Annotated in this window: 8 protein-coding genes; 3 read left to right on the top strand and 5 right to left on the bottom strand. The window is 62.7% G+C overall.

Annotation, left to right across the window (positions count from 1 at the left end; translation table 11 throughout):
• Positions 1–15: 15 nt before the first annotated feature.
• Both ACQUTG_RS11485 and ACQUTG_RS11490 read right to left on the bottom strand, forming a co-directional pair.
• Positions 16–3,180 (bottom strand): efflux RND transporter permease subunit, encoded by a 3,165-nt coding sequence (locus ACQUTG_RS11485; protein WP_428919526.1) that lies wholly within the window; start codon positions 3,178–3,180, stop codon positions 16–18.
• Complete coding sequence (locus tag ACQUTG_RS11490) at positions 3,177–4,415, bottom strand: efflux RND transporter periplasmic adaptor subunit (RefSeq protein ID WP_428919527.1); 1,239 nt, start codon at positions 4,413–4,415, stop codon at positions 3,177–3,179. The genes ACQUTG_RS11485 and ACQUTG_RS11490 overlap by 4 nt, the downstream gene beginning before the upstream one ends.
• Before the next feature lie 137 nt (positions 4,416–4,552).
• Here ACQUTG_RS11490 and ACQUTG_RS11495 point away from each other — a divergent pair, with 137 nt between their 5' ends.
• Complete coding sequence (locus ACQUTG_RS11495) at positions 4,553–4,996, top strand: potassium channel family protein (RefSeq protein ID WP_428919528.1); 444 nt, start codon at positions 4,553–4,555, stop codon at positions 4,994–4,996.
• A gap of 9 nt (positions 4,997–5,005) precedes the next feature.
• Here the strand turns inward: ACQUTG_RS11495 and ACQUTG_RS11500 are convergent, their stop codons facing one another.
• The 3 genes from ACQUTG_RS11500 to ACQUTG_RS11510 all read right to left on the bottom strand — a co-directional run bounded on the left by ACQUTG_RS11500 (position 5,006) and on the right by ACQUTG_RS11510 (position 11,528).
• A complete protein-coding gene (locus ACQUTG_RS11500; RefSeq protein WP_428919529.1) occupies positions 5,006–8,236 on the bottom strand; it encodes an efflux RND transporter permease subunit in 3,231 nt (1,076 codons plus the stop codon).
• Positions 8,233–9,306, bottom strand: coding sequence for an efflux RND transporter periplasmic adaptor subunit (locus tag ACQUTG_RS11505; protein ID WP_428919530.1), 1,074 nt, complete (start codon positions 9,304–9,306; stop codon positions 8,233–8,235). Before ACQUTG_RS11505 ends, ACQUTG_RS11500 begins: the two co-directional genes overlap by 4 nt.
• 209 nt (positions 9,307–9,515) lie before the next feature.
• Positions 9,516–11,528: a TonB-dependent receptor domain-containing protein gene (locus tag ACQUTG_RS11510; protein WP_428919531.1), complete on the bottom strand. Its 2,013-nt coding sequence runs from the start codon at positions 11,526–11,528 to the stop codon at positions 9,516–9,518.
• Positions 11,529–11,675: 147 nt separating this feature from the next.
• On the opposite strand from ACQUTG_RS11510, the gene ACQUTG_RS11515 reads away from it, so the two are divergent.
• Both ACQUTG_RS11515 and ACQUTG_RS11520 read left to right on the top strand, forming a co-directional pair.
• On the top strand, positions 11,676–12,953 hold the full coding sequence (locus ACQUTG_RS11515) for a sensor histidine kinase (protein ID WP_428919532.1): 1,278 nt from the start codon (positions 11,676–11,678) through the stop codon (positions 12,951–12,953).
• Complete coding sequence (locus ACQUTG_RS11520; protein ID WP_428919533.1) at positions 12,950–13,483, top strand: response regulator transcription factor; 534 nt, start codon at positions 12,950–12,952, stop codon at positions 13,481–13,483. The genes ACQUTG_RS11515 and ACQUTG_RS11520 overlap by 4 nt, the downstream gene beginning before the upstream one ends.
• Positions 13,484–13,590: the final 107 nt, after the last annotated feature.

The raw sequence follows: 13,590 nt of genomic DNA on the forward strand, positions 1-13,590 counted from the left end.
CTCTCTCCTGCAAAGTCATGATTGGGCCCCGAGGGGTTCGGCATGCTCACCATGACGCCGGGCCCGCCACTCACGGAACTGCTCCAGCCATGACAGCAGCGCCGGGATCACCAGCAGGACCAACAGTGTCGAAAGCCCCAGGCCAAAGGCAATGGAGGTGGCCATGGGAATCAGGAACTGGGCCTGGAGCGAGGTCTCGAACAGCAGCGGCAGCAGCCCGCCAATGGTGGTCAGGGAGGTCAGCAACACCGCCCGCACCCGCTGCACCGCCGCCTCGTTCAGGGCCTCCTGGATCTCCAGGCCCTTCTGCCGCTGCTGGTTGTAGAAGGCCACCAGGATGATGGCGTTGTTGACCACGATTCCGGACAGGCCAAACAGCCCGAACAGGGACAGGATGGTCAGCTGCAGCCCCATGATCCAGTGGCCCAGCAGGGCACCGACCAGTGCGAAGGGGATGATCGCCATGACGATCAACGGCAGGCTCCAGGAGGCAAACACCCAGGCCAGCACCACGTACATCAGGGCCAGGCCAATCATCAGGCCGGTTTTCATGTCCGCCATGGTTTCCCGCTGATCCGCGGCACGCCCCTCGAAGCTGTAGCGTACCCCATAGCGCTTGGCAATATCCGGAAGTGCCTCGGCCTGCAGGCTGTCCAGAATCTGGTCGGTGGTGGCCACCCGCGTGTTCAGGGCGGAGGTAACTTCCACCGCCAGCTTGCCGTCGGCGTGGCGCAGGGCCTGGAAGCCCAGGCGATGATCCAGATTCATCACCTGGGACAACGGCACGAAACGGCCATCGGGAATCCGGATGGTCATGCGTGCCAGGGTCGACAACCGTTCCCGCTGGTTCCGCGGCAACTGGACCCGCACCTCCACTTCATCCCGCCCGTCCTGGTAAATCTGGGCGATGCGACCGTCAAAGGCCGCCCGCAGCTGCCGGCCCAGGTCGGCGGTGGTCAGGCCCAGAGCCTCGCCGTAGGGGCTGACCTGGTAGATCAGCTGCTCCCGGCCCCAGGGCATGTCGTCTTCCACATCGAGTACCCCGGGCAGGGTGGCCAGAGCCTGGGCCAGTTCGTCGGCCGCCCGCTTGAGCCCCTCGGCATCATTGCCGGTCAGACGCACATTCACATCACGTCCCGGCGGACCAGCCTGGCGTTCGGAAATGGTCAGGTTGTCGATACCCGCGGGCAGAGAAAGCCGGCTGCGCCAGGCCTCAATGAACGCCGGGTTGCGCACCGAGCGCTGATCCGACGGCACCAGTTCCACCAGCATGGAACCGAGCTCATCTCCGTTGCGGGAGGTACCTTCCGCCCCCTGAGTCGCGCCCTGGGTGGTCACCGCGTGCAGGATCAGATCGCCGCCGAAAGCCTGCTCGGTGTCGTTCAGCGCCTGCTGCATCTGTTCCATGAATTGATCGACGGTTTGCTCGTCAGTGCCGGCCACAAAACTGGCATTGGCATAGAACACCGAGGGTTCGGGGGTCGGGAAGAAGTTGAACCCGAGCCGGCCACCCGCCAGCAGACCCACGGTGACAATGGCCAGGGCCAGGGCGCTGGCGACGGTCACGCCCCGGTACCTGAGGCTGAGACGGGAAAAGCGGCGGAAGCGGCCGTCGCGAAAGGCATCGAATCGCTGCTCGAAGCCCGTGCGCAGGCGCGCCACAGGGTTGCGCTTTTCGGTCTCCACTTCGGCAGAGTTGGTTTTTGTTCGGCGCGGGATAAAGGCATGGCGCAGGTGTGCCGGCAAGACGATAAAACACTCCACCAGCGAGGCCACCAGCACACAGATCATAACCATCGGAATATCCCCGAGGATATTGCCGATCACGCCGCCCACCACCAGCAGCGGCATGAAGGCGGCCACCGTGGTCAGGGATGAGGCCAGAACCGGCCACACCATGCGCTTGGCGGCGCCTTCAGAGGCATAGATCGACGGCTCGCCCATGCGGGCATGGGCGTCCGCATCCTCCCCCACCACGATGGCATCGTCGACGATGACCCCCAGGGCCATGATCAGGGCAAACAGGGAGATCATATTGATAGAGCCACCGGCCAGCCAGAGCACCGCCAGCGCTGCCAGAAACGCCGTGGGAATGCCCACCGCCACCCAGAAAGCCACGCGCCCCGGGAGAAACAGGTACAGCAGGCAAATCACCAGCACCAGGCCACCGAGACCGTTTTTCACCAGCAGTGAGATGCGGTCGTCCAGCAGCTGCCAGGTTTCATCGTAGACCTCGATCTTCACCGAGGGCGGCAGGACCGGTCGGGTATCCGCCAGCCAGCCTTCCAGCACGTTCGCCGCCGCCAGGGAGTTACCGTTCTCCGCACGCTGGAGCTGGAGTTCCACCGCCGGCATGCCCTCGTTCTCGAGCGTTGTCTGGTTATCCCTGGACTCCTGGCGGATGATGGCGATGTCCCCCAGTCTCAGCTGGATCCGGTCGCCGCTGAGCACCGGTATGGTTTCGAAGGCCTGGGGGCTGCGCCGCTGCTCCACGGAACGCAGTTCCCGGGTGGCGTCCTGCTGTGCCAGCAAACCGGCAGGCAGATCCCGTGAGATGGCGGCAACCCGGTCGGCAATCTGATCCAGGGACAGGTTCAGTGATTCCAGGCGCTCCACCGGCACGTCAATGCTGATCTGCTGTTCCGGGAGGCCGCGGATGTTGACCCGGTCGATGCCCCGCTCCAGCAACTCGTCCTCGTAGCGGTACACCAGCTGGCGCAATTCACTGCGATCCATAGCGCCATACACCAGCAGGCGGGCCACGGGTTCGTAGCGTTCCACCCGGGTAACCTGGGGCTCCTCGGCATCGGCTGGGAAGTTATTGAATTCATCCACCTGCTGGCGCACGTCATCCAATGCCTGGATGGGATTGGTGCCCTCGTGGAATTCGAGAGTGATCGACGACACGCTCTGGGCCGAGGTGGAGGTCATTTTTTTCAGGCCGTCCACGCTGCGCAGACGTTGCTCCAGGGGATCGGTAATGCCCCGCTCCACATCCTCCGCCGATGCACCGCTCCAGACCACCCGCACACTGACCACGTCCAGGGCGAAGGTGGGGAAAAACTGGATATTCATCCGGGTGAGCGCCAGGGCGCCACCAAGCAGCATCACCAGCATGACCAGGTTGCCCGCCACCCGGTGGTGGACAAAAAAGCCGATCAGCCCTTTCCTGCGCTTCATTGCCCCGACTCCCCGGCCGGCTCAGCCACGGTCACTTTCAGGCCGGTAATGGCATTGGGCAAATGGGTGGTGATCAGCCGGCTTCCCGATACCAGGCCGTCACCGGCAATCAGCAGCTGGCGCTCGCCATTGCTGCTGCGGGCTTCGCCAATCCGTTGTACCTCCACCCGTTGCATCCGGCCGTCATCGTCCATCAGGTAGACGCTGCCCGCACCATAGAGCGCGCTGAAAGGCACCGCCACCGTATCCGGTCTGGGTGGCCGTTGCAGAGTCACCGGCAGCAAGCCACCCGGCCTCAACCCGCCAGGCTCACCCATCAGCTCCAGGATGGCCTCGGTTCCGGCCGGGTCCGCCAGGCCGGCAAACCGGACCAGCCGGAACCGATGGCCGGTCCCGGCAGTCGCCACCAGCCGGTCACCCCTCGCCAGAGCCTCAAGCAGCTCCGCCCGGAATACTTCCGGTACCCGCGCCCGCAACTCCAGGCCCTCCGTCGGGTAGATCGATAACAGCCGCTCATTGCGGGAGATCTGATCGCCAGCGGCCACCTGGATACCGGTGACCACGCCATCGAAGGGAGCAACCACCCTCGCACGCTCGGCATCCCGTTGTACCGAATCCAGATTGGCCCGCGCCTGTTCGAGCTTGGCCTCCAGGCTCTGCAGTCTTGCCGGATGCTCGTCAATCGCCCGCTTCCGGGTGCTGACGGTCAGCTCCGCACGGGCCAGGCCATCGGTGGCCGCTTCCAGGTTCTCCCGGGAAGCCAGGTTGCGCGTCACCAGCGACTGTATGCGCTCAAACTGCCGGCGGGCATTCTCGAGAATCGCCTGTTCGCTTTCCAGGGCCCTGCGATCATTACGGAAACGCACCTGTTCGGAGCGAATCTGGGCTTCGAGGTCCGCCACCTGGGCCTGCGCCTGGGCCAGCACCGGAGTAATATCAGCATCGGACAAGGCCAGCAGCAGGTCCCCTTCCAGGACGTCCTGGCCCTCGGCCACGGGTCGCTCCGCAACACGGCCGGCCAGGGTCGCGGTAATGTCTACCTGCTCCGGTGCCACAATTTCGCCATACAAGGGCAATATCGGCGTGTGGGTACCCGGCTGCACAGTCTGCACATCCACCTGCCAGCTGCGCTCGGAGGCACTCACTTCGGCCGGCTCCGGCCGGGTCGCTTTCAGGAAGACAAAACCGGCAACACCGATGGCGAGAATGATCAGCGGCAAAAGACGTTTAAGCATCAGTGATTAGCCTGTCAGGTTGGTCGCGGGGCGACACGCAAAGGTATTGAATCTACTATACAATCTGGAGGCGTGTTCAGATCCCCCCCGAACGAGGGGGTGCGTCATTTTTTTCGCATGTTGGAGTAGCCCTGGTCATGGAATCCCACGTCAACCTGTTCCTGGTGACATTCATGAACGTGGCGATCGTTTGCCTGGTTGTCGTGCTCCACAATGCCGTGCTGGTTCACTTGAGCGGATTGCTGTCCAACATGCGCCAGAGCCATCATTTTCGCCTGATTGTTGCCGTATTGGGCTGCCTGGCCGCCCACTCCATGGAAGTCTGGCTGTTTGCCGTCGGTTTCTACTACATGCATCACGCTCCGGGCTGGGGTGAATTGATTGGCAATTTCAGCGGCACGCTGCTCGACTGCGTGTACTTTTCCTTCACCACCTTCACTACCCTCGGCTATGGCGACATCGAGGCCTTGGGCCCTCTACGTTTCCTGACCGGAATCGAGGGCCTGACCGGCCTGGTGTTGATCACCTGGAGCGCCTCCTTCCTGTTCATGGAAATGCAGCGTTACTGGCCCAGCCGGTAACACCCGTTGTCACAGCCATTTGCAGCGCGCCAGGTTGTAGTACAACAGGGGCACGACAATGATGGTGAACAAGGTGGACATCGCCAGACCGAATACCAGCGAGATCGCCAGACCATTGAAGATCGGGTCACTCAGGATGAAGTAGGCGCCCACCATGGCAGAGATCGCAGTCAGAGCAATCGGCTTGATGCGTACGGCACCTGCAAGAATCGCCGCCTCACCCAGATCGACACCCTCATCCAGCAGTTGCCGGATGAACACCACCAGCAGGATCGAGTTGCGCACGATAATCCCGGCAAGCGCTATCATGCCGATCATGCTGGTTGCGGTGAATTCCCGCCCCAGCAACGCATGCCCTGGCATAATGCCGATCAGAGTAAGCGGAATCGGCGCCATCACCACCAGAGGCAGCATGTAGGACCGAAACTGGGCCACCAGCAGCACGAAGATCATGAACACGCCCACGCTGTAGGCGGCCCCCATATCACGGAACGTCTCGTAGGTGATCTGCCATTCGCCGTCCCATTTCAGGGTGCCCTTCTCCGGCAACGGCGGCTGGCTGATGAAAAACTGCTCCGGCGCATCCGGATCCTGCTTGAGCCGGTCCACCATGGCGAACATGCCATACAGCGGGGAGTCGATCTCCCCGGCCATATCTGCAGTCACATACGTCACCGGCAGCAGGTCCTTGTGGTAGATCGCCCCCATCCAGTCCGCTTCCCGGACCTCGGCGAAACTGGCCAGCGGCACCAGCTGACCACTGCGGCTGCGCACCTTCACCGACAACAGCGCCGAGGGCTGGGCCTTGTCGCCCTCCCCCAGGATGATACGGATCGGCACCGGGTATTTGGCGTGATCATCGTGCAGGAAGCTGACACCCCGGCCACCCAGCGCCGTCTGCAGGGCACCGACAACCTGGGCCTGGGCCACGCCAAGCCGCGCCGCCCGGGCGCGGTCAACCACGACTTCCCATTGCCGGGTGGGCGCTTCCAGGGTGGTGTCGATGTCCACGAGACCCTTTATTTCAGTCATACCATCGGCCACCCGGGTCGCCAGCGCAGCCCTGCGTTCGTTATCCACTGCATAGATCTCAGCCACCACGGGCGACAGCACCGGCGGCCCCGGGGGTACCTCGACAATCTTGACTTCGGCGTCGTGCCGGTCGCCAATTTCCGTCAACGGGCCGCGCAGGGACTGGGCGATGGCATGGGATTGCCGCTCACGGTTCTCTTCACCCACCAGATTGACCTGAATATCGCCGTGATAGGGATCACCACGCAGGTAATACTGCCGAACCAGCCCGTTGAAGTTGATCGGTGATGCCGTGCCGGCATAGGCCTGCCAGCTGGCCACCTCGCCCACGGTTTCCAGGTAATGACCCATCTCCAGCAATACCCGCTGGGTTTTCTCCATAGGTGTGCGTTCAGGCATATCGACCACGACCTGCAATTCGGATTTGTTGTCGAACGGCAGCATTTTCAGGATCACCGCCTGGAACACCGGCAAGGAAGCGGCCCCGACTGTCAGCAGCACCACACCGAGGGCCAGGAACCGGCGTCGCCAGGGATGATCACCCAGAAATGGCGAAAGAACGGTGCGGAAAATCTTCAGGGCCCGCGGACTGACGCCATCCGCAGAATTCGAGGCTTCTGCCGCCTCTTCGGCCGCCTGCCCCTTCTTGTGCCGCAGCAGCCGGAAGGCCAGCCAGGGAGCGACCACAAAGGCCACGATCTGGGAGATCACCATGCCGGCGGAGGCATTGATCGGAATCGGGCTCATGTAGGGGCCCATCAGGCCACTGACGAAGGCCATGGGAATCAGCGCCGACATGATGGTCAGACTGGCCATGATGGTGGGGGTACCCACCTCGTCAACGGCCACCGGAATGATGTCCTTCACCGCTCGGCGGGAGTTCTGGATGCGCCGGTTGATGTTCTCGGTGATGACGATACCGTCATCCACCAGAATCCCGATCGAGAAAATCAGGGCAAACAGGGACACCCGGTTGAGCGTGAAGCCCCAGGCCCAGGAGAACACCAGCGTCAGAAGCAGGGTAATCAGGACCGCGATCCCGACGATCAGCGCCTGGCGCCAGCCCATCGCCGCCAACACCAGGATCATCACCGCCAGGGTGGCGGAGATCAGGTCGGTAATCAGCTTGCGCGCCTTCTGGGAGGCGGTTTCACCATAATCCCGGGTGACCAGCACCTCCACACCCACCGGCAGGGCACGGTTGCGGAGCAAGTCCAGCCGTTCCTGGATTGCAGTGGTGATGTCGATGGCGTTTTCACCGGGTTTTTTGGCCACCGCCAGCGTCACTGCCGGGTAGACCTGTCCGGGCTCTGCGGCTTTGGTGGTCTGCTGGCCCGGGCCAAACCCGGTCATGACACTCTGGTCCACGACCGTTCCGCCCCGGCGAACCTCGGCAACATCTTCAAGGTGCACCGCTGCCCCGTTGTGCATGCCCACCACCAGGCTGCGGACATCCTCCACGGTCTCCAGCAGAGTGCCGACCTGTACCGGAATCGACAGGTTGTTCCGGGTAACCCGGGATTCCTGACTGCTGGTGTTGGCCGACTGCAGAGCATTCTGGATATCACCGACGGTAAGCTGGAAACCCGCCAGCAGAGCCGGATCAAACAGGACATCCACCCGATCCGGTACACCACCGACGGTGTAGACATCCCGGGTACCGGGCACCCGTTTCAGGGCCACTTCCAGCATGTGCGCCAGTCGGGTGAGTTCCTCGCCGGCGTGCCGCCCCGTCGGATCAAACAGGGTCAGGGTCATCACCGGGACATCGTCGATGCCCTTGGGCTTGACCACCGGCTGGGTGGCGCCCAGATTCGGAGGCAGCCAGTCCTGGTTCGAGTAAACCTGGTTGTAAAGCCTTACCAGGGCTTCCTGCCTGGGCACCCCTACCTCGAACTGGACAGTAATCACCGCCTGACCCTGACGGGAGACGGAATAGACATGCTCAACGCCCTGGATTTCGCTCATTACCTGTTCGGCGGCCGTGGCAATGGCACTCTCCACTTCCCGAGCGCTGGCGCCAGGGAAGCCCACCATGATGTCCGCCATGGTGACGTCGATCTGGGGCTCTTCTTCCTTGGGCGTGATGATCACCGCAAGCACACCGAGCAAAATCGCCAGCACGGCCAGCAACGGTGTCAGCTTGTTGTCCTGGAAAACCCGGGCAATGGCGCCGGAAGGTCCGACGCCCGGCAGCTCCTCACTCACTGGCCTGCCTCCCTGCCAGCGTCCGAGGCACGGGACAGGCTCAGCCGGTCACTGCCCACCAGAACCTGCGGGTTGCGGACAATCCGCTCGCCCTCACTCAGCCCCGCCAGAACCTCGAGGCGCTCCCCGTCCTCGGTACCGACCCGCACCTGGCGCAAGCGGGGCCGGTCCTGCTCGTCCAGGACAAACACGGCCCTCAGTTCACTGTGGCGAATCAGGCTACTGGCCGGAATCCAGAGGGACTCGCGTTCGCCCACCGGAACACTGACCTTGACCAGCATCCCCGGAAACAGCGAGCCATTCGGCTCCGACAGACGCATCCTCAGACGGAACGTGTGGGTCGACGGATCGGCGTAGGGGTAGAAGGTCATCTCGCCGGTTTCCAGCAACCGGCCGTCCGAGAGTGCCACGGTGGCCCGTCGCTCGGAGCGGGCCAGGTCCGCGTATTTCTGGGGCAGATCGACCACCACCCGCAACTGTTCCAGGGAGAGTCCGCTGAGCAGTGGCTGACCGGGATTGACTGCTTCACCGATTTCCACGTGCCGTTCGGTCAGGATACCACCGTAAGGGGCCACGATGCGGGTGTAGCCAAGTTGTTCCTGGGCCTCGGCAACCCCGGCCTGCGCCCGTTCGACCCGGGCCCGGGCCGCGGCCAGGTTGTTCCGGGCCTGATCGAATTCCTGGCGCGACACCAGGCCACGCTCGTGCACTGCCTCGATACGTTCGAACCGCTGCCGGGCATCGGCCAGCGCCGCAGTCGCTTCCTCGAGTCCTGCCCGCGCCTGGCTCAGCCGCGCCCGCTGCTCACTGTCTTCGAGTTGAACAATCAGGTCTCCTGCCGCCACTGAATCGTCCACATCGAAAGGAAGCTTCAGGACGGTGCCACTGGTCTGGGCGGAGACGGTACTCTGCTGGACCGCCTCGATGACGCCATCCAGGTGCACTGTCTCCTCGATGGGAGCACGCTCCACCTCAACGACCTCAAGCTCCTCCTGCTGGGCGAAAACCATCGTGGGCACAAGAAGGGCGACGGTCGCCAGCCAGCAACGGGAAAGTGAACGGGTAACCATGGGCACCTGATTCCTCTGGGTTATTTGCTAATAACTACATGGTAACAATCGTTGCACCACACAGGAACGTAATCGTACACAAGCATAGTTCATGGCCGCCGGAGTGCTTTGATATGACACAAAAAAAGCCCTGTATGGAGGAGTTGGATCCATACAGGGCCGAATGTCACCCGCCGGCTATGAGAAGCGGGTAACCGCCATTGTGTGTATTACCAGCGCGCGGTCAGTGCCGCCCGGAAGGTCCGGCCCGGCTCGTTGACCCGGTAGGCTTCGCCGGTAAACAGGTCCTCGCGACTGACGTGGGGCGCCCAGGTCTTGTCGAACACGTTATCCACCACCCAGCTCAGGGTCAGGTAGTCCATCAACGGATGGCTGCCGTTAAGATTGAATACGCCATACCCCGGGGACGTGCTCGGGTCGAGCCCGGATTCCTCATCAATCCGGTCCTGCCGGCGGGCCAGCATCCATTCCGCCTGTACGGTATGACCCATGTGGTACCAGCCCAGGGTCTGGATGTACTGCACCGGCGGAATCTGCGGCAACGGCTGGTCAGTGTCGTTATTGGTTCCCCGGACACTGGCCAGTTTGCCGGTGGCACTCCAGGTGCCGTTGCTCCAGCCCAGCTCACCCTCGACACCCAGCAGGCGGGCATCAATATTCCGGTAGCGGATTACATCCGGTGCCGGCTCGTAACGCAGTACGAAATCGTCCACTTCATCGACCCATATCGCCGGGCGCCAGTGCCAACCGTCACTCTGCCCGGCCAGGCTCAGCTCCAGCTTGTGGTGTTTCTCCGCCTCAAGGGCCGGGTTACCGACCCAGGCGCTGCCCTTGGTGACATAACGCTCGTTGACGCCGGGGGAGCGGACACTGTGGGAAGCGGTCAGTTCCAGGGTATTGAGCGGCGAGACCCGCCATTCACCGGTCATGAAACCGCTGACGTTGTCATCGGTGGCTTCGGTATCGGTTACGCCATAAACATTCTCGTAGAGGGATGCCGGCGACATTGGCATGGCATCCGGCTTCATGGTGAACGTCTCATCGGCACGATTGGCGTCCATTTCCACCCGGTCATAGCGGATTCCCGCGCCCAGGCGCATATTGACCCGAATCCGGTGGAAGGCTTCGACAAAGACCCCGACCCGGTCACGCTCCACATCCGGCCACAGGAACGAGGCCTCGTTGCTCAGATCCATGCCGTTGTACATCGTGGCATCCCAGGTGTTGCTCTCGACATCCACACCGACAGCAATGTCCTTCGTGTAGTCGATGGTCTGGTCCAGCACCAGCCGGGCGCCCTGGGTCCGGGTTTCCGAAAGGGTCTGCATCTTCATGGGCATACCCATCATCACCGGCGGCTCACGCAGACTGAAGTTGTCCATCACGTGGTCGACGTCTGCCTGCCAGGCCATCAGATTCCAGCCACCGCTGGCTACCGGCGCCCCCAGCTCGAGGCGGTACATGTCGGTGTCGGTCTTCGGGGCATCCATGCCGGAGGCATACTTCACATCCCGTTCTTCCTGGCGGCTGACCATGCCCTTCACATAGAAGCCGTTGTCCGCTGTCCAGGCTCCGTCAAGTCGGCCCTCGGTGTTCTCGAAGGCGCTCCGGACCTCGTTGCCATCGCCGTCCTCGTAATCATCGGCTTCCTCGTAACCGGCAGACAGCCGAAGGTAATTGTCACGATCACCCACAGCAGCACTGCCATTGACCAACTTGCCCTCGCCATTGTCGGACCCGCCAATGGTCAGGTGGCCGGTCGTGCGGTTGCCGTCGGCAAATGCTGGCGCTGCCGTCGTGGCCACTACCTGGCCACCGGCGATGGGGCCCCAGCGCAGGGTTTGGTTGCTGGTACGGACTTCCAGTACCTGGGGTAACGCCGAGCTGAGCCGACTGGTGGGCGGGTCCATCCGGTTAGGGCATGCACCTTCCACCCTCATGCCGTCCATCAGCACATCGACCCGTTCCTGACCCTGGCCATGAATCACCGGGTCCAGGCCACGACCGCCCAGACGTGAGAGCGATACCGAGGGCTCCGCATCCAGCCGGGACACCGGCTCAGACGCCAGGGCCGCTTCCGACAACCGGGCCGCTTCGGCGGACTGGCCTTCGGTGACGCGGATCAACAACTGGTCATCGTCCTGTACCCGGGAAAAAGCGGGGGCAGTGGCACATCCGGCCAGAATCAGGCCGATAATGCGTGCCAGGGGTTTCTCGGTCATGCCTGGAGGTTCCTTACCATCACGGGAGTGGGAAAGTCGGGTTAACTGCCGGTAATGATAAAGACAAACCTGGTTGCAGGCTTGGGACACAATGCCGCACCCCCAAGGGGGTATCCCCGGCGAGAAGGCAGGGATAGAATTCGCTGCATGGAATGGCTCACTCACTCCCAAACCGGTATCCGCCAGGCAGCCCGCTACCTGCTGGGCATGCGGCTGGCCATCGTTACCATCCAGCTGGTCGCACTTGCCGTTGCAGAAACCATGATCACCCTGGCGCACGAGGCCGAGGCCGTATTGCTGTGCCTGGGTTACGGGGTACTCGCCACCCTGGGCTGGCTCTGGTTTACCCGCCGGCCTCCGGCCTCTTCCCTGGCAGTCAGTGCCGGGCTGCTGGCGGATATTGCCCTGATTGGCGGCTGGCTGTTCCTGACCGGCGGCTACACCAATCCCCTGGTTTCCCTGCTGCTGCTTCCCATTGCAGTGGGCATCATCCTGGTTCCCCTGCGCCAGAGCATCGCCATCACCGCCAGTGGCATCGCCGCCTACACAGCACTGGTGCTCTGGCACACCCCTATTTCCCATGGCCAGCACAATGACAACCTGGCCCAATTACACTTGTTTGGCATGTGGGCGACCTTTGCACTCACAGCAGCCATCCTGTTACTGGTGGTTGGTACCCTGGCCCGGCGGCTTCGAAGCCAGCAGTTGCAGCTGGCACAGTTCCGGGAGAACCGGCTTCGGGATGAACAGATCATCGCCCTTGGCCTGTCCGCCGCCGCTGTTGGACACCGGCTGGGCACGCCACTGAACACCATGACACTGCTACTTGACGAGATCCGTTCGGAAGCCGGTCGCCATGATCCCGCTGCGGATGCCGCGGCGCTGCAGGAAGACCTGGACACCATGGAACAGCAGATTCAGCTTTGCAGCCAGCATCTCCAGCAACTCACCCGGGCGGCGGTGGAGGCCAGATCCGCGCAGCAAGAGACTCTGACGGTGGAGAACTGGCTGTTGCGCCTGCGGGAATCCGCCACCTTGCTATGGCCCTCCGGACCGATTCACTGGCAGCAACCGTTTCCGAAAGTACCGGTGGCTGTGGATGCCACCCTGGACCAGGCGGTGCTGAATCTTCTGGCCAACGCCCTGACCGCCAGCCCGGCCTGGGTCGGCGTGGCAGCCCGTCCCGGCGCTCCCGGCCGGGTCGAGATTGTTGTGGAGGATCATGGCGAGGGTCTGGAGGCTGCCCTTGAGGGCGCACCGGGGGAGGAAATCGTGGATTCCAGAAACGGGCTCGGTGTCGGTCTGTTCCTGTCCAATGCCACCATCCAGCGCCTGGGCGGCACGCTCAGGGCCAGGGCCGATGAGAACGGTACCACCATGGTCATTGACCTGCCGGAAGCAAATTCGAACGGAGACAGCGCATGAGCCAACAGAATCTCTGGTTGATAGTGGACGATGACGCAGCCTTTCTTCAGATACTCCAACGTTCCCTGGCCCGCCAGGACATAGAGGCAGTACCCGCCACCACCGGAGCCGAGGCCCTGGCGCTGATCGAAGCAAGGGATTTCGGGCGTTGCGTGCTGGATCTCAACCTGGCCGGCGAGAGTGGTCTGCAGTTGCTGCCGGAGCTACTGGCTCGCAGGCCGGACCTGGAGATACTGGTTCTGACTGGCTATGGCAGCATAGCCACCGCGGTCGAAGCCATGCGCCGGGGGGCCATCAACTATCTGTGCAAACCGGTTACCGTGCACCAGCTTGTCACCGGTTTCGAGCCATTGGACGCGCCACCGGAGCTGCGCCCGGAACCACCGTCGGTGGAAGAAATGGAGTGGGAGCATATCCAGCGGATACTCAACGAGCACGACGGTAATATTTCCGCCACCGCCCGTGCCCTGAACATGCACCGGCGCACCCTCCAGCGCAAACTGCAGAAACATTCCCGCTGGCGCAGCTGAGCACCAGATGGTAATCGGTAAAAAACTGATATCCGTCAATTTCTGCCGCGCCACATCCCGTGCCAACCCGCCTGACTTCAGGTAGCATCCCGCCTTTACGCTGCCAT

The organism is Marinobacter sp. DUT-1 (assembly GCF_050379415.1).
GTDB lineage: Bacteria > Pseudomonadota > Gammaproteobacteria > Pseudomonadales > Oleiphilaceae > Marinobacter.

Bases quoted from the DNA above. Each gene is read 5' to 3' on its own strand.
- ACQUTG_RS11505 (WP_428919530.1), bottom strand. From the start codon at position 9,306: ATGGTTACCCGTTCACTTTCCCGTTGCTGGCTGGCGACCGTCGCCCTT.
- ACQUTG_RS11520 (WP_428919533.1), top strand. From the start codon at position 12,950: ATGAGCCAACAGAATCTCTGGTTGATAGTGGACGATGACGCAGCCTTT.
- ACQUTG_RS11515 (WP_428919532.1), top strand. From the start codon at position 11,676: ATGGAATGGCTCACTCACTCCCAAACCGGTATCCGCCAGGCAGCCCGC.
- ACQUTG_RS11495 (WP_428919528.1), top strand. From the start codon at position 4,553: ATGGAATCCCACGTCAACCTGTTCCTGGTGACATTCATGAACGTGGCG.
- ACQUTG_RS11485 (WP_428919526.1), bottom strand. From the start codon at position 3,180: ATGAAGCGCAGGAAAGGGCTGATCGGCTTTTTTGTCCACCACCGGGTG.
- ACQUTG_RS11510 (WP_428919531.1), bottom strand. From the start codon at position 11,528: ATGACCGAGAAACCCCTGGCACGCATTATCGGCCTGATTCTGGCCGGA.
- ACQUTG_RS11490 (WP_428919527.1), bottom strand. From the start codon at position 4,415: ATGCTTAAACGTCTTTTGCCGCTGATCATTCTCGCCATCGGTGTTGCC.